Genomic DNA, 23926 nt, shown 5'->3' with positions numbered 1-23926 from the left:
CCCATCGCCACCGCCGCCAGCCGCGCCACCGCTGCCGCCTGCGCCGCCGCTGCCGCCTGCGCCACCGCTGCCGCCTGCGCCGCCGCTGCCGCCTGCGCCGCCGCTGCCGCCCATGCCACCGCTACCGCCCGCGCCCGTGCATTCGCCGTCGAGGCAAACCCCGTTGCCGCACGCCGTCCCGTTGGGGGCCGTCAAATCGAGCGGGCACGTCGTCTCCACGCCCGTGCATTTCTCCGCCGTATCGCATGCATCCGCTGCCGGCCTGCACGTGACCGTCGTGTCGGCGATCAAATCCGCCGTGCAGCCCTTGCTGACCCCGTCGCATTTCTCCGGGATGTCGCACGGTCCGGCCATGTCGCGGCAGATCGTCATGACGTTGGCCACGCCGTCGAACGGGCAATCGACGCCCGCGCCGGTGCACGATTCCGCGACGTCACAAGGGCCGGCCGCGGGTCGGCACACCACCATGGGACCCTGGAGGACGTCGCTCGGGCACGCGCCGCTCGCGCCCGTACACGCCTCGGCGATGTCGCAGGCCCCCGCCGACGGACGGCACGTCGTGCCGGCGGGTACGAGGACGTCGCCGGGGCAAGCGGCCGTATTGCCGGGGCAAACCTCGGCCACGTCGCAGGCGCCCACCGACGCGCGACAAGTCGTCCCGGCGGCGACGAACGTGTCGCCCGGGCAAACGGCTGTATTTCCGGGACAAACTTCGGCCACGTCGCAACCACCCGCCGACGCGCGGCAGGTGGTGTTCGCCGGGAGGAAGGTATTGGCAGGGCAGAGGGCGCTGCCCCCCGTGCAAGATTCGGCCACATCGCAAGCGCCCGCCGCGGCGCGGCAGCTCGTGCCGGCCGGCTTGAGCGCGTCCATCGGGCAAGCTGCCGCGTCGCCCGTGCAGCTCTCGGCCACGTCGCAGACGCCCGCCTGGGCGCGGCAGCTCGTGCCGGCCGCCTTGAAGACGTCGTCGGGGCAAACCACGCTGGACCCCGTGCAGAATTCGGCCTCGTCGCAGGCGCCCTCGGGCGGGCGGCACGACGTCCCCGCCGGGGCGATCACGTCGGCGGGGCAGGCAGCGCCGTTCCCGGTGCACATCTCGGTCACGTCGCAGGCGCCCGCCGCGCCGCGGCAGATCGTTCCGGCGGCCATGTATTTGTTGGTCGGGCAGGTCGTCGCCGACCCGTTGCACGTCTCCGCGACGTCGCACGCGCCGCTCGTCCCGCGGCAGACCGTGCCGCTCACCGCCGGGCCACAGGTGCCGTTCACGGCCGCGCCTTTGGCCACGCTGCACGCCTGGCAATCGGTCGTGACGCCGGATCCGCAGGCGCTGTTGCAGCACACGCCGTCGATGCAGAAGCCGCTCGTGCACTCCTCCGCGACATTGCAGGCCGCGCCGTTCGGGAGCTCTTCGAAGAGCTCGAACACGTACGCCGCGCCCGCGTCCCCCTTCGCGTCGAACGACTCGGAGAGCGCACCGACGAGGAAGTGATTGCCGCTCATCGCGACGCTGCTGCCGAACAGGCCGAGGCTCGCGTCGGGCCCGTCGATCTGCACGAGCTGGGACCACACAGTGCCGCTGCGCACGAACACGTACGCGGCGCCTTCGGCATCGTTCAGCAGGGGCTCTGCGAACCACGCGCCGACGACGGCCCTGTCGCCGCTGATCGCGACGGCGTTGCCGAAGCGCATGTCCTCGACGGCGTTGCCCGCCAGGAGCTTGGCCTGCTGCGTCCACGTGCTCATGTTCCGCACGAACACGTACGCCGATCCCACGTCGAGCCCGAACCCCGTGTTGTCGAATTCGCAACCGATGAGGGCCGTCTCGCCGCTCAGCGCGACGGCGTTGCCGAATTGATCGTCCGTCGCGCCGTCCGCCGGGCTGATCGCGGCCTGCTGGGTCCACACCCCCGCGCTCCGCACGTAGACGTATACGCGGCCGGCGGCGGTGCCGTGCGGGGAGCCGACGAGGGCCGTGTCCGCCTCGATCGCGACGGCCCGGCCAAACTCTGCCCCCGGGACGCTGCTGCTCGGAAGGAGCTGGGTTTGCGGGCTCCAGGTGCTCCCGCTCCGGACGAAGACGTGGGCCGAGCCCGAATCCGCGCCGGCGGCGGTGTCGTCGAACGCGGCGCCGATGACGGCCGTGCTCCCGTTCAGCGCGACCGAGGTGCCGAAGGCGTCGCCGGCCGCCGCGTCGGGCGCAAAGAGCTGCGCTTCGAGCGACCACGTCGCGCCATTGCGGCGGAAGACGTACGCCGCGCCGGCGTCCACGCCGGCCGCGCTGTCGTCGCCCCGGGCCCCGACGAGGGCGGTGTCCCCCTGGAGGGCGACGGACGAGCCGACGAAGTCGTTCTGTGCCGCGCCGGGCACGACGAGCTTGGCTTGCTGGCTCCAGGTGAGGCCATTGCGGACGAAGACGTACGCTGATCCCGCGTCCGTGCCGCCTGCATAGCTGTCCCCCTCGGCGCCGACGAGGGCCGTGTCGCCGTCGAGCGCCACGGAGGTGCCGAAATAGTCCGTCGCCTGCGCGTCGGAGGCGACGAGCCGGAAGCGCGGAATGGCGACGAGCGGATCGACGTGGAGCGGGTACGCGGCGCCCGCGTCGTCGACGTGGATCGTGATGCGCCCGCCGCGCACGCCGAGCGAGGACGGCACGGGTTTGCCCGTCGCGTCGGCGACGTACAGCTCGCCGTACCGAAGTCGCGCGAGGCCTTCGTCATCGACGAGATCGATCGCCTCGCCGCCTTTCACGACGGCCGCCGCGAGCCCGCCCGACACGGCCATTTCGAACGAGAGCCCGCCCTTGCAGCCCGGCGCCTTGGCCACGTCGAAGCCCTGCTCGATCCCGAGCGGGCCGTTCACATACCACTCCGTCACGTCGCCGCGCCGGTATTCCGTGCGGTTGCCCGTCGCCGTGGGCTCGGCGGGGGCCGGCGCGCGGAGGTCGCCTTCGCAGCCGAAACCCGCGAACGTCAGGGATGCCTGAAATGCCTCACCGCCGCCCGTCGAGCGCTCGATCCGAACGGACGCCGCATCCATTTCCGCGACGAACCCTTGCGCCGGATTGTCCGCGCGGAGCGGTCGCCCCGGCGTCGCCCGGGCGAAACGATATGCCTCCCCCGCCTGCGCCTGCCGCGCGCCGATCGCCGCTGCACGGAGCGCGATCGGCATCTCGGCCGCCGCGGGGCTCGGGCGCGCCGCCGGGTCACGCGGGCCTTGCTCGGGTGCGCGGCTCTGCTCCCCGCACGCCGTCGCACCGAAAAGGAACAAGAGCCCAATGGATGATAGAGACGCCGCGCGCATGCGCGACCCCTACAGAAAGTACGGTTCGAAGTCGAGCGCCGTGTCGTCGCAACTTCGCGAAGGAGGCTCGCGAAGTTGCGAGTGGCAAGTGGCTCAAAGATCGGCGGGCGCCGGGGCGGGGAAGAACGCGGACGCGTCGACTGCGTAAGCGCTGCAGAGCCGCCAGATCGAGCTGTGAAGCTCCCGGAGCTGCCGTTCGTCGCAGACCTTCGGCTTGATGAAATACCCGTCGAAGTAGGTCGTCTCCACGAAATGAGGGATCGGGTCCGAGATCCCGGCGAGGTCGAGGTACGAGAGCTCCAGGGCGTACCGCGCGAGCTGCGTGAGCGGGCCGAGGTCCTCGTTCAGGTGGTGGCGCACGTTCGCATGGAGGTACGTCCTGGCCTCTTCGGGCCGCAGGTATCTCCGGAAAAACAGGTTGCACGCGAAATCGGGCATTCGCGTCAGCGTGACACGGGCGAGCGTCTCCCCGGGGCGGGCGGGATCGGCCCCGAGCGCATCGAGCTCCTCCTTCACGTCCTCGGCGAGCCGCGCGGGCATTTGCTCGAGGATCCCCTGCCATGTCGAGTGGACGAACGAGAGGCCAACGTTGTAGGCGTGCTCGTTCTCCTCGGGCACGCGGATGAGCCCCGCCTCGTGCACGAGGTGACCCCATTCGTGGACGACCCGCGCGGCGAGCAGCTCTCGGTGGTACGGCGGCGCCTCCTCGCGCAGCGGATCAAAGCCGGGATGGCGTAGCTCGTAGACGATGCGGCCCAGGTCCGCCCGCACATACACGCCGCCGTCGGGATCCACCTCCGTGCTCGTCCGCGGCAGGACGTCCGGATTCCGCAGCGAGGCGAGCACGGCGCGGCTCTTGTCGCTGACGATCCGGAGGTCCTTTACGAGGCTCTCGGCGACGCGCGCGGAGACGAGGGGCGCGAGCGCCGCGCGGGCGTCGTCCAGTCTGGAGGCGTCCTCCGGCCGATACACGATCTTTCCCGCCGTATCGACGAGCAAGACGTCCGGCCGCTCCTCCGCGAGGAAACGACACACGATGTCGACCGGCGCGGGGCCCTCCGTCGGCTCGGCTTGCGCCGCGAAGAACGACGCCTCCATCTCGCGCGCGGCCGCGTCGAACGCGCCGAAGAGGGCGAGCAGATCGGGTCGCACTTCCTTGGGGATCAAAAGATCCGCGCCGTCGACGTGGCCGAGCCCCTCGGTGCGTCCGGGCGGCGGCTCCCGCAGCGGCAGGTGATAGAGCGACTGGATCCAGTGCAATGCGCGGGCGAGCGCCACGAACGCCGGGGCATCGGGCCGCGTGGCGCGTGAGGCGGCACGGGAGAAATCGCGCAGCTCGTCCTCGGTGCGATCGAGGAAATAACTCAGGTTGAAGCAGACCGCCGCGCGCAGCGCTTTCAGGAAGGCGAGTCGCTCGACGTGGAAGAGCTGATAACAGACGTACTCCTCGTGCGAGCGCGCCGGATCGAGGTCCGAAGCATAGAGGAACCACGTCGTGCCGAGGAAGGGCTGGCAGTACGGGCGCACGCGCGAAGGGTCGGTGACGAGCAGGAGGTGCGCCTTGCGCGGCGGCAGCCACGAGCCGGGCGCGCGGGCATGGAGCGAGGCCGCGCGCTCGCGGTAGAGCCGATAGCCCCGGTTGAAGAGATCGATGTGCTCCTTCGACAAACCCACGCGGCTCTGGAGCAGCTCCCGCTCCTCCCACGCGAGGTCCGCGATGCCCTCGTCGTCGAGGTGCTCGGCCGGGATCAAGAACGCGCCCGGGTGGGCCATGTAGAATCGTTCGGGTCTCACGGATGCCCCTCTCTCATCGCTTCTTCGCGACGACCGCCGCGAGCCCGGTGCATTTCTTCCCGCGCTCGATCCCGAACGACGCCGCGAAGTCGCAGAGCTTCTGGCCGAGCTCCATGTCCTCGGGTTTCCCGCTCAAGATCGCCTTCGCCGCCGCCGGCTCGGCGCGCCGTGAGAGTTCGTTCCGGTACGGCTTCGTCGCGAAGTCCTTGCCGCGGAGCGCGTCGCAGAGGTCGTCCGAGACGCGCGTCGCCTCGGCCCACACCTTCGTCGACTCCGCCGCCGCCGTCGCGTACGTCCCGAAGAACCGGTCCTTCGACGGGCTGTCCTGGCAAGGCATGTCCTTCGGCGTCGCGACCAGATCGGGAAGGCCGAGCTCGCGCTTCTGCGCGCGTTCGAGGCGCGGCGCCGCGTCCTTGGCGATCGCGAGATCGTCCGGCGAGAGCTTGCCCGCCTCGAAGTTCTTCGCGAGCGTCTCGCAGGCCGCGACGTACTTCGCGCGCGCCCGCCCCGATGCGCACGCTTCGAGGCGCGACTTCTCGGCCGTCACTTGCTCCGGCGTCGCGAGCGCGATGTCGCCGGGCGCGAGCCCTTCGGCCGCGCAAGGGTCCTCGGCGCGCAGCACGGCGTCGACCCGCGCGCGCGCGTCGTCGATCGTCTTTTTCTTGTAGCCCGAGCGCGCCCCGACCGAGAACGCGCCCAGCACGACGACCAGGAGCGCCACGAGAACCAGGAGCTTCCGGCGCGCAAACCGCGCGTGCAGCGGGCTCGATTCGAGCCGATCTCCGCACTGCGAGACGAGCATCTCCCACCCGGAGACCTGCGTCGCGAGCCCTTCGAGCGGGCCGCAGATCCGCGGATCGGCCGCGAACCGCTTCGCGACCTTGAAGAGCACCTCGGTGCCGGTCTGCTTGCGACCGTCCGGGGCCGATCCTTGCGTGGGGCCGGAGAGCGGACCGCCGGTGCCGGACGTGTGCTGCTGCAAGGCGCGCATCGCGGCGATCTGCGCGGCCTCCAGGCGATCGAGCGCGGGCAAGAGCTCGTCCCACGGCAAGAGCGCTTCGACGTCGACGCTCCGGAACTTGAAGACCACCGCGGCCTTGTCGATGCCCTGCCGCAGGCCGGCGAGCAGCTCGGCCTTGGAGAGCGCAGCGACCCCCTCGCTGATCGCCCCCTCGCCGAGGCGCGCGTTCGCGGCCTGGATCGGCGCGAGCGCGGCCTTCACGAGGGCATCCCCGAAGTCCTTGCGTTCCGGCATCGTGCGAATCCTACCCCTCGAACACGCAGATTTCCTAGTATGATGCCGGAGGGCTGCCGCGCTCGACGCGGCGAATGGAGGGAGCAGCGATGGCTTTGGATGCGCTCGTGGTGGGGGCGGGCCCGGTCGGGCTCGTGATGGCTTCGGAGCTCGCGCGGCACGGGCTCTCGTGCCGCATCATCGACCAGGGCGAAGGCCCTTCGATCTGGTCGAAAGCGCAGGTCATCCACGCCCGCACGCTCGAATGTTTCCACGACATGGGCGTGATCGATCCGGTCCTCGCGCGCGGGCGGCAGGTCGCGGGGGCGCGCATCATGACGCCCGCGCTCGAGCGCATCGCGCGGGTCGAGTTCGGCGGAATCGACTCGCCTTACCCCTTTCTGCTGAGCCTCTCGCAGCGCGAGACCGAGCTCGTCCTCGCCGAGCACCTCGAGCGCACGCACGGGCTCACGGTCGAGCGCAAGGTCAAGCTCCAGAGTTTTTCGCAGGACGAGGGCGGCGTCACGGCCGCGCTCGCCTCCGAGGACGGCTGGGTCGAAGAAGTGCGCGTGCCGTATCTGCTCGGCTGCGACGGCTCGCACAGCACGGTCCGCAAGACGCTCGACCTGCCGTTCGAGGGCTCGACGTACGACGTGCGCCTCATGCAAGCCGACGTCCACGTCGAGCTGCCGGTCGCGGTGCACGACGACGAGATCGCGATTTTCCTCGGCCCGAACGGCATGCTCGGGTTCTTCCCGCTGCCGGGCGCGAAGCGGTATCGCCTGCTCACGTTCGTCGACCCCGACGACGATCGCCCCGTCGCGCTGGAGTCGTTCCAGGCGCTCTTGAAAGAGCGCGGCCCCGAGGGGTCGTCCCTGAGCGATCCAGCGTGGATGATCGATTTCCGCATTCATTGCCGCATCGTCCCGCATTACCGCGTCGGCCGCGTGTTCGTCGCGGGCGACGCGGCGCACATTCACAGCCCGGCGGGCGGGCAGGGGATGAACATGGGGATCCAGGACGCGTACAACCTCGCCTGGAAGCTCGCGCTCGTCGCGCGTGGCGTCGGCAAGGACGCGCTGCTCGACTCGTACGAGGCCGAGCGGCGGCCCGTGGCGGCGGAGACCTTGCGCTTCACGGACGTCGGCACGCGCGGGCTCCAGACGGCGCTCGCGATGAAGAGCCCGCTCACGATCGGCATCCGCAATCACCTCATGAGCTACGTCACGAGCCTCGGCTTCGTGAAAGAGCGCGCGGGGCGAACGGTCTCGCAGATCGAAGTCGCGTACCCGAAGAGCCCGGCCGTGGCGCAGGACCAATCGTCCTTGTGGAACATTCGCCTCACCGGCTCGGACGAGCGCCCGGGTTTGTCGGACTGGATCCATTTCGGCGACGGCCCCGCGCCCGGCGCGCGCGTGCCGGACATGCCGGTCGGCAGCGACACGCTGCACAACCTCCTCCGCGGCACGCAGCACACGCTTCTCTGCTTCGACGGCGCGGCCGCGACGAACGAGGGCTACGAGCGGCTCGGGCGTATCGTGAGCGCGGCGCGTGCGCGGCTCGGCGAGCGCGTGCGGGCCTATGTGATCGTCCCTGGGGCGGACGTCCCGACGGCGCTCCCCGCGGACGTGCCCGTCCTGCTCGATCCGGACGGCGAATTGCATCGGCGCTTCGGGGCGCGCTCGGAGAGCATTTACATGGTGCGACCCGACGGATACGTCGGTTATCGCAGCCAGCCGGCGGACGAGGACAAATTCGCGGCGTGGCTCGATCGCCTGTTCGTTTGACCGTCAGTACCGAACGCCGCGGTAGAAGATGAACTCGCCGCGGCGCACGCCCTCGGCCTCCGTCTCGATGACGCCGGGCTCCCAGCGTTTGTCCGTCCAGGTGGGGAAGCAGCGCCCCTCGTTCGCGAAGAAGCCGCCTCCGCAGCCGCTGGACGATTTCGGCAGCGCGTCGGGGCTCACCCAGTGCGTCGAGCCGTTCGTCGGGTCGTTCTTCGCCGGATCCTTGTCGCGCAGCCTGCGGCAGGCGGCCTCGATCGAGTCCGTCATGTTCTTCGCGAAGAGCCCCGCGTTGCTGTCGGTCACGCCCTCCGCCCGCGTCCCGATCGATTTGTAATGCGAGATCTCGGAGGCCGAGTTCGGCGCGCGGGGATTGCCCTTCGTGCGGTTCATGTACGCGTAGGCCACGGCCGTCTTCGCGTTCATGCTGTGCGAGCCCGCCTCGTTGTACACGACGTTCGCCAGGTTCATGAGCCCGTCGCCATGGCAGGCGCACTCGTTGATCTTGTCGTTCAGATCCTTCTTGCGTTGCTTGAGCTCGTCGCCGCGCCGCTTGATGTTCGCGATGTTGTCGTCGTGCGGCCAGCCCTTCTTGGCGTACGTGGCGACCTTCGCGTCGTAGTTCTTCTGGTTGTTCTCGATCGCCGTGTCGAGCTTCTTGTTGACCGCGTCGATGTCGGCCTTCATCTGCGGGCTCATCGTCTTGTTCGGATCGCAGGGGCAAGGCTTGACCGCGCTGCCCTCGTCCGGCGACGAGACCTGCTTCGAATTCGCGTCGCCATTCGACGAGACCTTTTCCGGCGTGCCTCCGCCCGGGAATCCCATCGCAATCACTCCTCGTGCATGAAGCGGAGGACCCGCTCGCAATAAAGACCAGCCTCGCTCACGATCGCCTGCACGTCGCCGCCACGGAGCCTCGTGTCCGCCCAGGCGAAGAGCGGATCCTCGACGAAACCATGCCCGAGCAGGCACGCGAGCAGCGCGTGGACGACGGCCCCGCCGCCGGTGATCCCGCGGGCCTCCGCGAGCGCGGCCCACGCGTGCGCCGCCTTCGCCTCGCCCTCGGGCCCGAGGTAGGCGAGCCGCTCGGGGAAAAGCGCGCGCGTCTCCTGCAAGAGCACCGCGTGGATCGCCTCGGGCGCGACGTCCATGGAGAGCGCGCGCGTGGCGATCGGCTCGAACCTCCGCATCGCCGCGAGCGTGCGCTGCTGGTCGATTCCGGCTGTGGCGCGGAGGTACTCCATCATCGCGTCGTGCAGGCGGTCGGCCTTCGTGGTCTGCGTCGGGTGCGCCTCCGCGAGCGCGGCCCCGGCCCAGGGGAAGAGCGGGTCGTCGTCGAAGGCGCAACCAAAAAGGATCATCATCTCGACGAAAAGCCGCACCGGCCCGAGGCGGGTGAGGCCGTGACGGGCCGCCCGCGTGGCGCCGAGCCGCGCCACCGCGGCGATGGCGCGCTCCGGCACGATGGCGAAGCAGCCGGGCGAGCGCTCGCCGAGCCGGCGGATCACGTCCCGCTGGAGCTCCGCGATGCCCACGTCGCGCTCCAGAACCTCGAATTGGTCTTGCCGGATCCAGAAAGCCATCGTCTGCGCGCGCGTCGACGTTACAGCGACGTCGGTGCGTTGCCAAGGCGGCTCGGGTAAACTCCGCCCTCGAGCCTGATGAACGACGCTCCCGACACGACCTCGCCCGCGGCCCCCGGCGCGCTGACCCTCGAAGACGCGCGCCTCTTCCTGGAGCAACACGCGCGCACCACGACGTGGGGGCGGCGCGGGCTCGCGGCGCGGCTCGACGTGACCTCGTTCGAGCGGACCGGCGCATTCGACGTGGTCTTTCAATCGTACACGGAGACGCGCGTCCCGGAGGAGACGCACGAGCCGTACGCGAGCGGGCCCGTCGACGGCCCGGAGAACGGGCGAGCGCCGGGGCCCTGGGAGATCCTCCTGAAAATGCCGCCGCTCTTCACGCAGGACCACCGCGTCGTCGTGCGCGTGCCGCACACCGAACAGGTGCGCACCTGCTTTCGTTGCAAGGGCGGCGGCAGCGTCACGTGCAGCACGTGCAGCGGCGGCGGGCGCGTGACGTGCGGGTCCTGCGGCGGCGACGGCCGCACCACGGAGACGCGCACCACCACGGAGACGGACGCGCAAGGCAATACGTCGACGCGCACCGAGACGTACACGTCGACCTGCTCGGGGTGCTGGGGCAGCGGGCGCGTGACGTGCTCGACGTGCGGCGGCAGCGGCAGGGTCACGTGCAGCACGTGCGCGGGGCTCGGCCGGCTCCGCCATTTCCGGCGCGTCCACGTGCACTGGTCGACACGCACGAATTCACGGCAAATCGAGAAGACGGACCTGCCGGACCAGCTCGTGGGGCTCGCGGGCGGGGACGTGATCCACAGCGAGGAAGAGGCGCGCATCGAGCCGGGGCGCGGCGGGGAAGGCGGGGCGGGGCCTTATCGCGGGGCTTTTACGCGCGTGAATGCGGACGTCGAGGCGGCGGCGAATGCGCTGATCGCTTTGCACGCGTTTCCCGAGGGCGAAAAGCTCCACGGCCAGCGCCTCGTCGTGCGCGCGGTGCCGGTGTACGAGGCGCGGTATCGCTGGGGCAAGGAGACGCGGACGTTCTGGGTCTTCGGGACGGACCGGCGGGTGCATGCGCCTCGTTATCCTCTCTCTCCGTGGCGCGTGGGCGGCGCCGTGCTCGGGGGCGTCTCGGTGCCGGCGGCGCTCGTGGGAGCAAACCTGCTCGGACAACCGGCGCCGCCTCCGCCCGTCGTGCCGCCGCCCCACGTCGAGGTCGTAGCAAAGCCCGTGCTCCCCGAGCCGCCGCCGATCCCCGCGCCTCCGCCGGCCCCGAAGGTGCTCGAAAAGGCGAAGGGAGCGAGGCCGAATGTCACGGTCGGAAAAACGGCCGTCGAGCTGCGGACGGATCCGCCGGGCATGGATGTCTTCGTCGCGGGCAAGAAGCTCGGCGTCTCGCCCTTGTGGATCACGATTCCGTCGAGGGGCGCGGGCCCGTGCAAGCAGGGGACATGCGCGCTCGGCCGGTGTACGGCGGGGGCCTGCGAGCCGGTCACGAAGGTGGAGATCCGCGGCGCGGAGGGCGCGCGGATCGTCGAGGTCGCTCCTTCGGATGGGGAGCTCGTCGAGCTTCGCTGAGGGCCGTCGAGGGAGCCGCCGTCGGGCTCCCGATATTTCGACCTCAAACAGACGTGCCGCGTTGCGCGCTCGACGCTAGAGATGCGCGTGGAGCGGGGGGCTATGGAGCTCTTGTTCTGGCTGTCGTTTGTGTTCGTGGCGTATACCTACGTCGGGTATCCGGTCGGGATATGGATCTTGTCCCGCCTCCGGCGCGACGAGCCCGTCGATCCGGCCGTCGTGGCCGAATGGCCCGCCGTGACCGTGGTGATCGCGGTCCATGACGAGGCGGCGCGGCTGGCTGCGAAGCTCGAGAACCTCCGCGCGCTCGATTATCCGCGCGATCGCCTGCGTTTTCTTTTCGTATCGGATGGTTCGACGGACGGGACGGACGCCCTCCTCGCGCGCGAGCCGGACGTGACGTTCGTCCGGTATCCGGAGCGGCGGGGCAAGGCGTACGCGCTCAATGTGGCGATGGCCCACGTGGAGACGCCTGTCGTGGTGTTCGCGGACGTTCGCCAGCGGATCGAGCGGCCCGCCGTGCGCCACCTCGTGGCCCGCTTGATGCAGCCCGGCGTCGGTGCCGTGAGCGGGGAGCTTTTGCACGTCGATCCGAGGACGCTGACCGCGGCGCACATCGGGCTTTACTGGCGCTACGAGAAATGGATCCGCAAAGCGGAGAGCCGCTTCGCCTCGACCGTGGGCGTCACGGGCGCGCTGTATGTGATGCGGCGCGAGGACTACACGCCGCTCGAACCGGGCACGCTGCTCGACGATTTCGAGCAGCCGATGCACCTCGCGCGCCGCGGCCGGCGCGTCGTCTTCGAGCCGCGGGCCGTGATGTACGACGAGCTCGAACAGAACATGGCCGGGGAGCGAAAACGAAAGATCCGTACGCTCACGGGCAATTTCCAGTCGTTCGCGCGGCACCGGTGGCTGTTCTTGCCGTGGCAGAACCCGCTCTGGGTCCAGTTCGTCTCGCACAAATGGTTCCGGCTCCTCGTGCCTTATGCGCTCGGCGTGATGTACACGTCGTCCGTGCTCTCGAGCGGCACGTTGTACCGGGCGGCCGCGACGCTGCAGGGCGCGTTTTATGCGCTCTCCTTCGCGGGCGCGGCGATCCCGATGCTGCGCCGGAGCCGGCTCGTCAGCTTCGCGGAGGTGTTCGTCGAGCTGAACCGGGCCTCGGTGCTGGCGCTCGGCAACTACCTCGATGGCCGCATCGACGCGCGATGGGAGAAGACATGAGCCGACTCGTCGTCCTGATGTATCACGCGCTCTACGAAGGCGACCGGGAGCTCGTCGCGATCGACCCGTCGGATCGGCCGTACGCCATCTCCGTCGCCGCATTCGAGCAGCAGCTCGACATCCTTTCGCGAAAGGGCCTGCCGGTGGCCGACCCCGCCGTTTTGCCGCGGGGCCTCGACAAGGACGATCGCATCGTGCTGACGTTCGACGACGGGCACGCGAGCTCGTACCGGCACGCATTGCCGCGCCTCTTGCGTCGGGGGCTCCGCGCGGCGTTTTTCGTGACGTCCGATTTCATCGGCCAGCGGGCTGGGTTTTGTGGTTGGTCCGAGGTCCGCGAGATGGCCGAGCGAGGCATGTCGATCGGCTCCCACGGGCGCACGCATCGATTCCTCGACGATCTGCCGGAGGAGGAGGCGCGCGCGGAGCTCCGTGATTCCAAGGCGACGATCGAGGAGCACGTGGGCCACGCCGTGGAGCAGCTCTCGTTCCCCGGCGGCCGATTCCGGCAGCGCGACGTGGAGGCGGGGATCCTCGAGGGCTATCGCGTGTTCCATTCCTCGCGCATCGGCGCGCACAGGGCGGGGCGTTTGCCCGAGGGCGTGGTGCTCTGCCGGATCGCGGTTCGTCCGGGCACGTCGGCGGGCGAATTCGAGGCGCTCGCGAGCGCCTCGCCGGGGTGGCTCCTCTGGGCGCGCGCGCGGGGCGGGGCGAAGACAGCGGTGCGCCGCGCGCTCGGCAATGGGCTGTATCACGCGATCTACGAGCGGCTGGCCGGCGGCGCGGGTTGAACCTCGGGGCCGCGCGAAGAGGCCTTCCGTCGATGCGCCTGGTTTTCCCGCCGACCTCACCTTGCCGGTGGGCCCGGCCGGCGCTACGGTCGGGCAAAAGCATGGGATCCCATGGATTGCGGCAGGCGTCCGTTCCCGACGCCGAGGTCGCCGCCGCGCTCGTCGACCGCAGGGTGGTCGTCCTGAGCGCCGTTTCAGTGTGCCTCGCGCTGGTCGCGACCGCGACGGCGCAGCTCCTCACCGGGCTCATTGGCCTGGTCACGAACCTCGCGTTCTACGGGCGCCTCTCCACGGCGTTCGTCTCCCCCGCCGGCCACGGGCTCGGCGCGCGCGTGCTGCTCATTCCCAGCGCCGGCGCGCTCCTCGTGGGCTTGATGGCGCGCTTCGGCTCCCCGGCGATCCGCGGGCACGGCATCCCCGAGGCGATGGAGCGCGTGCTCTTCGCCCAGAGCCGCATCCCGCCGCGCATGACGGTGCTGAAGCCGCTTTCGGCGGCGATCTCCATCGGCACCGGCGGCCCGTTCGGCGCCGAAGGGCCGATCATCGCCACGGGCGGCGCCCTCGGCTCGCTCGTCGGCCAGGTGCTCACCGTCACGGCCGACGAGCGCAAAACGCTGCTCGCCGCCGGCGCCGTCGCCGGTATGGCCGCGACGTTCGGCACGCCCGTCTCGGCCGTGCTGCTCGCGATCGAGCTGCTCCTCTTCGAATACCGCCCGCGCTCGGTGATCCCCGTCGCGCTCGCGAGCGCCACGGCCTCCGCCGCGCGTTTGGCGCTGGTCGGCGGGGCCCCCGTGTTCACGATGCCCGATCTCGCCCAGCCCTCGGGCGCGGCGCTCGCGTCGTACATCGTCCTCGGCGCGATCGTCGGCGTCGCCGCGGTGCTCGTGACCCGCGCCCTCTATCGCCTCGAAGACGGCTTCGAGCGGCTGCCCGTGCACTGGATGTGGTGGCCGGCGCTCGGCGGGCTCGCCGTCGGGGCGGCCGGGTACGTCGCGCCGCGCACGCTCGGCGTCGGCTACGACAACATCGACGACATCCTCGCCGGGACGCTCGTCGGCCGCGCCGCGCTCGTGTTCTGCGCGTTCAAGCTCTTCTCCTGGATCGTGGCGCTCGCGAGCGGCACCTCGGGCGGCACGCTTGCGCCGCTTTTCACGCTCGGAGGTGGCCTCGGCTCGGTGCTCGGCGGGCTCGCGGTCGCCGTGGCCCCGAGCCTCGGGATCGACGTGCGGATCGCAGCGCTCGTCGGGATGGCCGCGATGTTCGCGGGCGCGTCGCGGGCGCTGCTCGCCTCGGTGGTATTCGCGTTCGAGGCGACACGCCAGCCGATCGGCCTCTTGCCGCTGCTCGGCGGTTGCACCGCGGCGTTCCTCGTCTCGTCGCTCTTGATGAAGAACTCCATCATGACCGAGAAGATCGCCCGCCGCGGCGCGCGCGTGCCGAGCGAATACCGGCCGGATTTCCTCGATCAGGTCCTCGTGGCGGACTGCGCGACGCGCGAGCTCGTCACGCTCCGGTTCGACCAGACCATCGACTCCGTGCGGGCGTGGCTCGGCGCGGGCGGGCCGGGGACGCGCCATACGGGGTTTCCGGTGCTCGATGCCGCGGGCACGCTCATCGGCGTCGTCACCCGGACGGACCTCTTTGATGCCGCGCGCGCGGGGGATCAGCTCGTGACGGCCGCCATCAAGCGCGCGCCGGTGGTGATCTCCGAGCAAAGCACGGTGCGCGGAGCCGCCGACCGGATGCTCGTCGAGGGCGTGGGGCGGCTCGTCGTGGTGAAGCCGGAGGATCCGACGCGCGTCGTCGGGATCATCACCCGGAGCGATCTCCTCGGCGCGCACCGCCGCCGCCTGGACGAGGCCTCACGGACGGACGCGCTCCTGTCGTTACGCAAAATGCCGAGCGTCTCCAGAATGCCCGGGATCCAGCGCTTGTGGAGCAAAAAGCCCCCGGAGCCCCCGGCTCCGTCGACCAGGCCGTGAGCTTTCGGCGCGAGGGCGCGCGAAATACCTCAATCTCGATCCCGCCACCCGAGCGGAATCCCGAACCGCGTCGCGATCCCCTCGACGCGGCCGCGCACCTCCTCGACGGGGACATGCATTCGAGACGCCGCCTTTCGTAGCCACGCCTCGTCGAGCGGCGCGCGCGGATCGAGGAAGGGATCCGTGCCGTCGAATTCCTCGCTGAGGATCCGGCGCTCCCAGCGGTCGATGCGGCTCGACAGCGCCCGGAGCGCCTGCCGCCGGATCGAGGGGTCCGGGTCGTCGAGGCATTGCATCAGCATGGCCTCGGTCGCCTCGCCCCCGATTCGCTCCAGCACTTCGACGGCGGCGCTGCGGACGGGGGTGTCGGGATTGTGGAGCGGACTTGCGAGGGCGCGGACGACGGCGGCTGCATGCAGGCTGGCGAGTGGCCTCGTCGTCGCCTCGCGCGGGATTTCATGCGGGCGCTCGAGGTTCTCGACGAGCGGCGGGATGGCCTCGTCCGCTTTCAGCCTGGCGAGCGCCATCGTGGCTGCGCGTCGCACCCCGGCGTGCGCGTCGTGCAGGAGCGCGACGAGGTTCGGAATGGAATCCTGGCCCCGGAGATAGGAGAGATCGGTCGCGGCCTCGATGCGCGCGTCGGCGTCGGGGGCCTTTAGCTGCTCCAGCGCGCGCTGGGTCGCCACGCGTTCGCCGCCCGGCAGCGGCGCGCGGCGTTGATAAGAAGCGCCGCAGCCGCCGCACGAGCCCTGGACGAAGGACTCGATGCCCGTCTCGTCCTCGCGATAAACCTTGTGTTTCTTCTTGATTTGCAAGGCGAGGCCGCAGCTCGCGCAGAGGTCCTCCTCGTACGCCCGTTCCCAGGAGAGGCCTGCATTCCGCAGCACCGCGGCGATGAACGCGTCCGGCGGCCGGTAACCGTGATCCGCGACGTAATGATGAATCATCACCGGCGCGACGAACCTCGTCCCATCTTCCCCGACCACGCGGATCGCGCCGTTCCCGATGATCGGTTTCTTGTGACCGAACGCGCAGGTATGATTGCGGCGCGAGAGCGCCGTCCGAGCGCGCGTCACGAGGACGGTGAGCCGGACGAGGAATGCGGTGGGCACGGGCCCTTCGGGGAACGGGTGCCCGGGATCGAGCCAGCCGATGTGGAAAGCGGGCGGCGACGGCCCGCCCGTGTCGTTTTCTGCGTCCTCCTCCGAATTGACGTACGGGCTCAGATCCGCGAACCAGGCCATGCAATCTCCAATGCGGGTTCCATCCAGGGAAGGCCCATTCGATCGTGTTTGCCTTTCGACAGGGAGCCTCCCGCTCCGACGAACCGAGGCTACACGGTCGGTCCCATCGTCTCAAGGATGGATGCTGCCCGATCGAGCCAAGGCGCCCCGCAACTTTCTTGGCGATGGATCACGCTTGCCTCCGGTCGTTCGCGTCCCATACCGTGCGCTCTTCCACGCACCGGAGGCATCATGCTCGCAGGACCGACCTCTCCCATTCGCCTGATGTCGCGGGCCATCGCCCGCACGTACAACATGCTGACGGTCGCATCGAAGGTGGACCTCGATCGGACGGCCGAGGATCGTGAGTTCTTCGCGGCGGAGGCGGCGAAGCTCTGGCCCCTCCGGCAGGCGCTCCCTGCGAAGCAACGTGAGATCGAGGATTTCGAGCTCGGCCCGGGGGACCAGAATCAATCGGCCGTCGTCCTCGGCGATCAGGTCCTCGATCGGGGCGTTCGCGCAGGCAACACGCGGACGAAGCTCGGGCTCAAAGGGAAGAGCGGCCTCGGCGCCGAGCACGCCTTCGGCAGTCGCGTCGACGACCTGATCGACGCGCCCCACCGAAACGAGCCTGCCCTCGTGCGCGAGGCGATCACCCGTATCGCGGACCTACCCGAGTACGAGGACAAGGCCAAGGTACAGAGCGACCTGATCGCCCGCGTGGAGTTGCAAGAGGGGCTCTTGAAGAAGCGTGACGAAGGGGACGCCGCGCTGTCGAAGCTGGAGAGCGAAGCGGTGAAGCTCGTGGTCGAGGCGGCCGACAAACTCGCGCAGACGAAGGCCGCGCTCGACGGTCGGTTCCCGCGGCAGCGTGGGTACGTGGCGTCCTTCTTCCTGGATGTGTCGCGCAAGCGGCGCGGCGGGCGCGAGGAGGACGACGGCGAAGGGAGCGGAGGCGCGCCTGTAGGCTGACGGCAGCGGTGCACCGGGCGCAAGGTGGCGCCGGTCGGCAGGCGGCGCGGATGCGCAGGGTGCAGGGTGGCGCCTGGGGGCCGGCGGGGGGTTGCGCCTGGGAGCGATGCGCCGCCGTGGGGGCGGGGGCGGAGGGGGGAAGGGGGCAGGGCGGCGCCTTTGGGCCGGCGGGAGGTTGCGCCCGGGGGCGAGGCGGCGCCGGTCGCGCGGCGGCAGCGTGCGGCAAGGAACCGAGCGTCAACCGGGGACCGGGGCGGTTTTGCGGCGATGACCGAAGTCGCTCCCGCTTCCGTGTCCGCTCCCGCTTCCGCCTCAGGGATCCGGCGCAGCCCTCGGGGAGTTCTCGACGCTTGGGGCGGTCGTGCTCGACGGCGCAGCTCTATCCCGCGCTAGGAATCTCGGGCGAGCCGGGCCAGGTGATGCCGACCTTCTGAAGCTTGCATTGAGCGTCAAGCAATCGCTCCGGGTCGGGCGGAGTGGGAAGCAGCGTCGCGAGCTCGTCGGGCAAAAGCTCCGTGGGGCCTTTCAGTGCCCGGTCGGTCACTGCGTCGACGAGATCGTGGATGGGTTCGGCTTTATCGAAGATGGCCTGATTCATGCGCGGAGCATTGTTTGGATCATACACCGGCAAAAGCCTTGTCCCGTTCCCGGTCCGGCCCCACGCGGCCAGCCTGCGGGCGCCGGGAGCCGTTGCATCGACGTCGAAGAACGTGCCCTCAACGCGCTCGGCGCCGAGCAGCCAGAAGCCGAGGCTCGCTCGCTTCTCCCCATGCGCTCCTACCTCGAGCAGGCCGACAGCGAGCTCGAACGCGGGAAAAAGCTCGGCGGGCAGCTCTGGCAGGGCAGCGCGCACGTCGTCGGGGCCGCCTTTGACCGCGTCGACCGAGAGGCCAAACTGCTCGAGCGGACCAAAGCCGAGCTCGTACGCGAGGCCGACGACGCCCGCCTCGGTCCACGCGACGACGTCATAGGAGCCGCAGCCATTCCCGTTGAAGAAGGCACCCCGCTTCAGGTCGCCTTTCCAACGCGGCACGACACAGGCGGTGAACGGGTGGCGCTCGAGCGGGTCGAGCTGCGAGAGGACAGCTTCCACGTAGGCGCGCAGCGCAACACGGACGAGGGGGTCTCGGTCGAAGAAGTAGAAGTAGTACGGATTGGAAGTCTGGGCTCGCTGAATCATCGTGGGAGAGGGCCAAACGGGTTTGGGACGTTCGGGCGGCGGATCGGGGAGCTTGGGCGAGCCGGGCCAGGTGATGCCGACCTCCTGAAGCCTGCGCTGGATGGCGAGCAGTTTCTTCGGGGTAGGCGGTTCGAGAACGAGCGTCGCGAGCTCCTCGGCGGTCAGCTCGGTGGGGCCACGCAGCCTCCGGTCGGTCACCGCGTCCACGATCGCGTGGAGGGGAGCGTCTTGCGGGCGTGCGTAGTCGACCACGATCTCCCCGGGGCGGGGATAACCGCCACAATCCAGCGGCAGCAGCCTTCCCCCTTTGAGCAAGCCCCACGCGGCCAGCCGGTCGGCGCCGCAGGCCAACGTCGGATCGTCGACGAGGAAGAGCGTACCTCCCACGCGGTCGCCGAAGAGCCAGAAGCCGACGCCCGCCAACTTCTCCCCATGCTCCGGCCCCACGTCGAGCATGCCGGTGGCGAGCACGAGGGCAGGCTCCAGCTCTTCGGGAAGGTCCGGTACAGCCGCGCGCACGTCGTCCGGGCCACCCGTCACCGCAGAAGCCGGGAGGTCGAGCTGCTCGATCGGGCCAAACCCCAGCTCGTACGCGAGACCGACGACGCCCACCTCGGTCCACGCCACGACTTCGTTGTTTCCGGATCCGTCGTAGTTGGCGATGCCACCCCGCTGGAGGTCGCCCGTCCACAGCGCGCCGTCGGCGGCCGGGAATGAGAGGCAATTCGGGAGTTGCGCGAAGTAGCCTTCGACGTAGGCACGCAGCGCAGCGCGCACAATGGCGTCTCGGTCGAAGACGAGGTCGCCGAAGTGCGTGGTGGTCCGTTCGATCATCGGCCTCGCCTACGCCACGCCGGTTTTGGCGTCAATATGCGCGCCGCCTGGGTCGCTTGCCGCGTCACGGGGTGTACGGCGGAACCTGGTTGACCCGATCCACCTCCTCCTTCGACGGGTACTTGTTCGATAGATAAATGTTGAGCTTCCGCGAGATGACCACCGCGTTTTTGTTCGAGTTCGTGCCCCACTTGCAGCCGCGCAGGTCCTTCGCGCGCACCTCGTGGTGCACCTGCGCCGCGTCTGGGTCGTCTTTAGGCCCATCTTTGAGCACGAGCGGTTCTGGGCACATGGGATTGCCGGGTCCGTTACACGGGTACTCGAACCCCACGAGATCGGAGTGAATCACGCCGCCGTGCGCCTTGCGGTTGACCTGGCGGATCCACTCCCACTGGGTGAGGGACGTGCCGTCGGCACCCACTTGACCGCTGGCGCAGTGGAAATCTCGCCCTACTTCGACCCTGGGCGGCTCGGGCAAATTGCGATACGGGCCATTGATCGCCGTCGGGACGCCGTTGACATCGATGAGCGACGTCTCCAGGGGCGCGTCCAGGTAGGTGATGTCGATCTTGATCGCGGGATCCGGACCGACCTGGAGCCACCAATCCTTCGTGCCCTCGACTTTCTGGCACTCGTAGCCCTTGTCATACGGCGCCGCTCCGAAGACCTCGGGGATCTTCTGGGCATCCGTGCACGCTTTCCCCTTCGGCGTCATCTGCGAGGGCTTGTAAAAGCAGCCGAACGTGGGAATGGGTCCCGCGGACATGTAACAAGCGCCCCCGAACGCAGCCTTGTACTTGTTCCGCAGGGCCGCGTTATCCTTAGGATTTCCGAGGAGCGGGATGCTGTAAGCCTTGCACGGCATAGGAGCCATGACATCGAAACATTCGATGGGTTCTCCGGGAGGAAACCTCGGAGGTCGGTCGCCCAGAGGGGGCTTCGTCATGATGGGCAACGGAGCTTCGGCGAGCGGATCCGGTGGATCAACCTCCGCACGCAGCGACTCTGCCTCGCGCGGCTCGCTCGACCCGCACGCGCCCGTCATCCCTGCCCCACCGAAGCCCAACACCAGCACGGCCAGCATTGCCGAGCGGCGTCTCGTCATTGCTAGCATGCAGGTTCGAATCGCAGGTTGAACGGCTCGGCGACAAGGGAAAACGAGCCAGGGGGCTCACCGCTCCCCGCTACGTCTTCGACGACCGCTTCCTCCGCGGCTGCGGCAGCGGCCCCGTCCCGCGCGCCCGCCGCTCGCTCCCCGGCGGCGGCGCGAACCCTGCGACTTCGAGCTCCCGCACCGTCACCGCGCGCGCGTCCGGCGGCGCCGCGAGCGCGGCCCGGAACAGGATCCCTTCGAGCTCCGCGTCGTTCCCCGGGAAATCGTGATCCACGAGCGCCGCGAGCGCGCGCGGATCGATCCCGAGCGGCGCCTGCCGCAGCCGCTTGCCGATGCGCGTCAGCGCCTCCAGCACGAGCAGCGACAGATCCTCGCCGCGCGACGAGAGCGCCGGCAGCGCCACCGACCGATCGCCGAGCCGATCCGCCAGCGCCTCCGAGAGCTTCCCGCTCGCCGCCAGCGAGTCCACCGTGCCCGGCAGCGCCACCACGAGCCCCACGTCCGAAGGCAGCCCCGACGCGATCCGCATCTGCACGAGCTCCGGCAGCACGTGCGCGTCGAGCAGCACGAGCGTCCCGCCCGCCGCCCGCGCGAGCGGCGACGACACCCGATCCTGCCACTTCGCCGGGTCGTGCTCGGCCGGGGTCGTCCCGTCCACGATCACCATCACGCCCTTCTTCCGCGCCGACGCGAGGTGCACGAGCGCCGCCCACGCCACCGCGTCGATCCCGGGCGACGTCAAGAGCGTGACCGGCACGTCCATCGCCGCGAGCTGCTCCAGCCGCTGCACCGCCGCCTGCGCCGCCGGGCTGTAGAGCGCGACCCGCGCCCGCTGCTCGAAGCTCTTCGCCACGGCCTCGAACTGACCCTCGATGCGACCGAGCTCCGTGGCGAGGCGCGCGCGCTCGGCCGCGTTCTTCTCGAGGTCGTCCCGCGCCACGAGCTCACGCTCGCGGGAGCGCGACAGCATCGACGAGACGCCGAGCACCGCGGCCAGTCGATCCGAGAGCTGCCGCAGCGCCCGCACGTCCGCGAGCGCCTTCGGCGCGACCCGCGCCCCCGCGGGCACCGTGAGCGCCCCGATCGGGCCGTCCTCGTCGCGCACCACGCTCACGGCCGAGAGGTGGTTGTCCTCCATCCACGCGATGAGCGGCCGCACCTCGGGCTTTCGCACCGACACCGCGTGCATCACCTCGATCCGCAGGATCCGCTCGTGCTCCGCGTCCGCGAGCGCGACGAGCCGCGGCGGCATCTCGGCCTTCTTCGTGTGCAAGAAACCCGCGCGATCCACGCTCACCTGCTCGGCCGGGAAGAACCGATAGAGCGCAGGCGGTTCGCCGTCCTGCCCGAGCGCGCCGCGCAGCTCGAAGAGCGCAGAGCGGAGCGCCTCCTCCGGATCGGGCGTCATCGCCGCGCGCGTCGCGGCTTGCAGCGCTGGCAAGAGCCGCCCGCTCCCGGGCCCCGCACGACGCGCGATCCGCTGCGCGACGAGCGCCGCGATCGCGGCCGCCCCCGCCGCCCCGAACGCGATCGGGCCCGCGACGGCCGGCCGCACGTGCGCCGCATAGACCGCGCCGAGCGCGATCGGCGCGACGAGCCCCGTCGTCGCGAGCGTGAGCCGGAGGGCCGCGAGCACCGTCTCGGGCTCGCGGCTCGCCGCCGCGAACGCCGCGCCGAGCGACGCGAGCACCACCGCGATCGGCAAGACCCGCTCGGGCGGGAGGACCCGCGCGGCCGCCGCGAGGATCCCCACGGCGAGCGCGATCGAGCCGAGCCAGAGCGCCGCCTGCGCCCGCTCGGCCACGCCGATCTCGGCGCGCCGGCTGGCCGCGAGCCGCGCCGCCGCGAAGAGCTGGACGGCGAGCGAGCCGATCGACGCGGCCACGGTCGCGTAATCGATGAGCAGCGGATCGAGCCCCTCGGTGCGCTCGGGAAACATCGAGGCCGCGCCGGGCAGCGCTGCCGCGACCACCCAGAAGAGCGCGGCGAACGCGGCGGCGTCGAGCCTGCGCGCCGACGGGCTCGGCTCCGCGAGGCCGCCGAGCGGCTTGATCCGCGCGATGGCCCAAAGCGAGCCGAGGGCCGCGAGCGCGACGCCGAGGTTCTCGCCTGCCACGAAGCCCGGCGTGATCGCCCCGCACCGCGACGCGGCGAAGAGCGAGGCGCCGGCGATCGTGAGCCGCGCGGCCGCGCGCGCGCCCGGATCGAGGGTGTCGTCGCCGCGCCTGTCCTCCGCGGTCAGCCTCCAGCCGACCACGCACGCGAGCGGCAAGAGCAGGGCGATCCACGCGCTCGCGTCCCCGCCCGTCGCCCAGAGCCCCGCGACCGCGGCATACGCCACGGCGAGGGCCGCGATCCAGAGCGAGCGGGTGTGCCAGGGCATCGCCCGGCAGGGTAGCGGAAGGGGGGCCGCTGGGCCAAAGGGCGGCCCGCTTCGTTCAGCCGAGGGGCTTGCCGCCCGTGACCCCGAGCACCTCGCCGTTCACGTAGCTCGACTCGTTCGACGCCAGGAACACGAAGGCCGGCGCGAGCTCTGCCGGCTGCGCGGGCCGCTCCATGGGGCTGTTCTTCCCGAAGCTCGCGTTCTTGTTCGCCGGGAAGGACTGCACGACGAGCGGCGTCCACACCGGCCCCGGCGCGACGGTGTTCACCCGGATCCCTCGCTCGATCAGCGACTGCGCGAGGCCCTTGCTGAACGTGACGATCGCGCCCTTCGTGGCCGCGTAATCGAGGATCTCCGCGCTCGGCTGGTAGGCCTGGATCGAGGCGGTGTTGATGATGACGCTCCCCGGCTTCATGTGCGGCAGCGCGTGCCGGACGAGGTGGAACATCGCGAGGATGTTCACCTGGAAGGTGTGCTCGACGCGCGCGGCGTCGATCTCCTCGAATCTCTCGACGGCCTTGCCCTGCTCGGCCGCGTTGTTCACGAGGATGTCGATCCGGCCGAACGCCTTCACCGCGTCCTCCACGAGCTTCTTGCACGCCGCGTCGGACGCGAGATCGCCGGGGAAGAGGGAGGCTTTCCGGCCGGCCTCCTCCACGAGGCGCTTCGTCTCGTTCGCGTCGTCGTGCTCGTTCAGGTACGCGACGCCCACGTCCGCGCCCTCGCGCGCGTAGGCGAGCGCGACGGCGCGCCCGATGCCGCTGTCAGCGCCGGTGATCAGCGCGATGCGGTCCTTCAGCCGGCCGAGCCCTCGGTACGACGTCTCCCCGTGGTCCGCCCGAGGCTGCATGCCCGACGCGGCGCCCGGGGGCTCCTGCTCCTGCGCCGGGAACGGGGGCTTCTGCCCGAGGTCCTTGGGATCCTTCCTCGCGGCCTGCGTCATGGCT

General features: G+C 70.3%; 15 protein-coding genes and 1 pseudogene. 6 read left to right on the top strand and 10 right to left on the bottom strand.

Annotation, left to right across the window (positions count from 1 at the left end; translation table 11 throughout):
* From QHF85_RS23090 to QHF85_RS23080, 3 genes and pseudogenes are all read right to left on the bottom strand, one after another.
* A pseudogene (locus QHF85_RS23090) lies at nt 1-3267 on the bottom strand (hypothetical protein); the annotation flags it as partial.
* A 126-nt stretch (nt 3268-3393) separates the two neighbouring features.
* Nucleotides 3394-5094 (bottom strand): hypothetical protein, encoded by a 1701-nt coding sequence (locus tag QHF85_RS23085; protein WP_281329442.1) that lies wholly within the window; start codon nt 5092-5094, stop codon nt 3394-3396.
* 13 nt (nt 5095-5107) lie between these two features.
* Nucleotides 5108-6349 (bottom strand): hypothetical protein, encoded by a 1242-nt coding sequence (locus QHF85_RS23080; RefSeq protein WP_281329441.1) that lies wholly within the window; start codon nt 6347-6349, stop codon nt 5108-5110.
* Nucleotides 6350-6438: 89 nt separating this feature from the next.
* Here QHF85_RS23080 and QHF85_RS23075 point away from each other — a divergent pair, with 89 nt between their 5' ends.
* On the top strand, nt 6439-8115 hold the full coding sequence (locus QHF85_RS23075; protein ID WP_281329440.1) for an FAD-dependent monooxygenase: 1677 nt from the start codon (nt 6439-6441) through the stop codon (nt 8113-8115).
* Between the two features lie 3 nt (nt 8116-8118).
* Here the strand turns inward: QHF85_RS23075 and QHF85_RS23070 are convergent, their stop codons facing one another.
* On the bottom strand, nt 8119-8937 hold the full coding sequence (locus tag QHF85_RS23070; RefSeq protein ID WP_281329439.1) for a hypothetical protein: 819 nt from the start codon (nt 8935-8937) through the stop codon (nt 8119-8121).
* Between the two features lie 5 nt (nt 8938-8942).
* Nucleotides 8943-9695, bottom strand: a complete 753-nt coding sequence (locus QHF85_RS23065) for a hypothetical protein (RefSeq protein ID WP_281329438.1) — start codon at nt 9693-9695, stop codon at nt 8943-8945.
* Nucleotides 9696-9773: 78 nt separating this feature from the next.
* On the opposite strand from QHF85_RS23065, the gene QHF85_RS23060 reads away from it, so the two are divergent.
* The 4 genes from QHF85_RS23060 to QHF85_RS23045 all read left to right on the top strand — a co-directional run bounded on the left by QHF85_RS23060 (nt 9774) and on the right by QHF85_RS23045 (nt 15273).
* Entirely contained in the window at nt 9774-11273 is a 1500-nt protein-coding gene (locus QHF85_RS23060) for a hypothetical protein (RefSeq protein ID WP_281329437.1), read from the top strand.
* 102 nt (nt 11274-11375) lie between these two features.
* A complete protein-coding gene (locus QHF85_RS23055; RefSeq protein WP_281329436.1) occupies nt 11376-12500 on the top strand; it encodes a glycosyltransferase family 2 protein in 1125 nt (374 codons plus the stop codon).
* Nucleotides 12497-13291: a polysaccharide deacetylase family protein gene (locus QHF85_RS23050; RefSeq protein ID WP_281329435.1), complete on the top strand. Its 795-nt coding sequence runs from the start codon at nt 12497-12499 to the stop codon at nt 13289-13291. The genes QHF85_RS23055 and QHF85_RS23050 overlap by 4 nt, the downstream gene beginning before the upstream one ends.
* A gap of 101 nt (nt 13292-13392) precedes the next feature.
* The gene (locus QHF85_RS23045) at nt 13393-15273 is read left to right on the top strand and encodes a chloride channel protein (RefSeq protein WP_281329434.1); all 1881 of its coding nucleotides are present in this window, start codon (nt 13393-13395) and stop codon (nt 15271-15273) included.
* A gap of 29 nt (nt 15274-15302) precedes the next feature.
* On the opposite strand, the gene QHF85_RS23040 is transcribed toward QHF85_RS23045, so the two are convergent.
* Nucleotides 15303-16517: a HEAT repeat domain-containing protein gene (locus tag QHF85_RS23040; protein WP_281329433.1), complete on the bottom strand. Its 1215-nt coding sequence runs from the start codon at nt 16515-16517 to the stop codon at nt 15303-15305.
* Nucleotides 16518-16748: 231 nt separating this feature from the next.
* Here QHF85_RS23040 and QHF85_RS23035 point away from each other — a divergent pair, with 231 nt between their 5' ends.
* Nucleotides 16749-17468, top strand: coding sequence for a hypothetical protein (locus QHF85_RS23035; protein WP_281329432.1), 720 nt, complete (start codon nt 16749-16751; stop codon nt 17466-17468).
* 379 nt (nt 17469-17847) lie between these two features.
* Here the strand turns inward: QHF85_RS23035 and QHF85_RS23030 are convergent, their stop codons facing one another.
* The 4 genes from QHF85_RS23030 to QHF85_RS23015 all read right to left on the bottom strand — a co-directional run bounded on the left by QHF85_RS23030 (nt 17848) and on the right by QHF85_RS23015 (nt 23922).
* Nucleotides 17848-19482, bottom strand: coding sequence for a hypothetical protein (locus tag QHF85_RS23030; protein WP_281329431.1), 1635 nt, complete (start codon nt 19480-19482; stop codon nt 17848-17850).
* Nucleotides 19483-19546: 64 nt separating this feature from the next.
* The gene (locus tag QHF85_RS23025) at nt 19547-20356 is read right to left on the bottom strand and encodes a hypothetical protein (RefSeq protein WP_281329430.1); all 810 of its coding nucleotides are present in this window, start codon (nt 20354-20356) and stop codon (nt 19547-19549) included.
* A gap of 310 nt (nt 20357-20666) precedes the next feature.
* Nucleotides 20667-22979 carry a hypothetical protein gene (locus QHF85_RS23020; RefSeq protein ID WP_281329429.1) on the bottom strand — a complete coding sequence of 771 codons (2313 nt, stop codon included), beginning with the start codon at nt 22977-22979 and terminating at the stop codon, nt 20667-20669.
* A 55-nt stretch (nt 22980-23034) separates the two neighbouring features.
* Nucleotides 23035-23922: an SDR family oxidoreductase gene (locus tag QHF85_RS23015; RefSeq protein ID WP_281329428.1), complete on the bottom strand. Its 888-nt coding sequence runs from the start codon at nt 23920-23922 to the stop codon at nt 23035-23037.
* Nucleotides 23923-23926: the final 4 nt, after the last annotated feature.

The organism is Polyangium sp. 6x1 (assembly GCF_029946515.1).
Lineage (GTDB): Bacteria > Myxococcota_A > Polyangia > Polyangiales > Polyangiaceae > Polyangium.
Note: the sequence above shows the minus strand (reverse complement) of the source record. Positions and strands in the feature narration are given on the sequence as shown.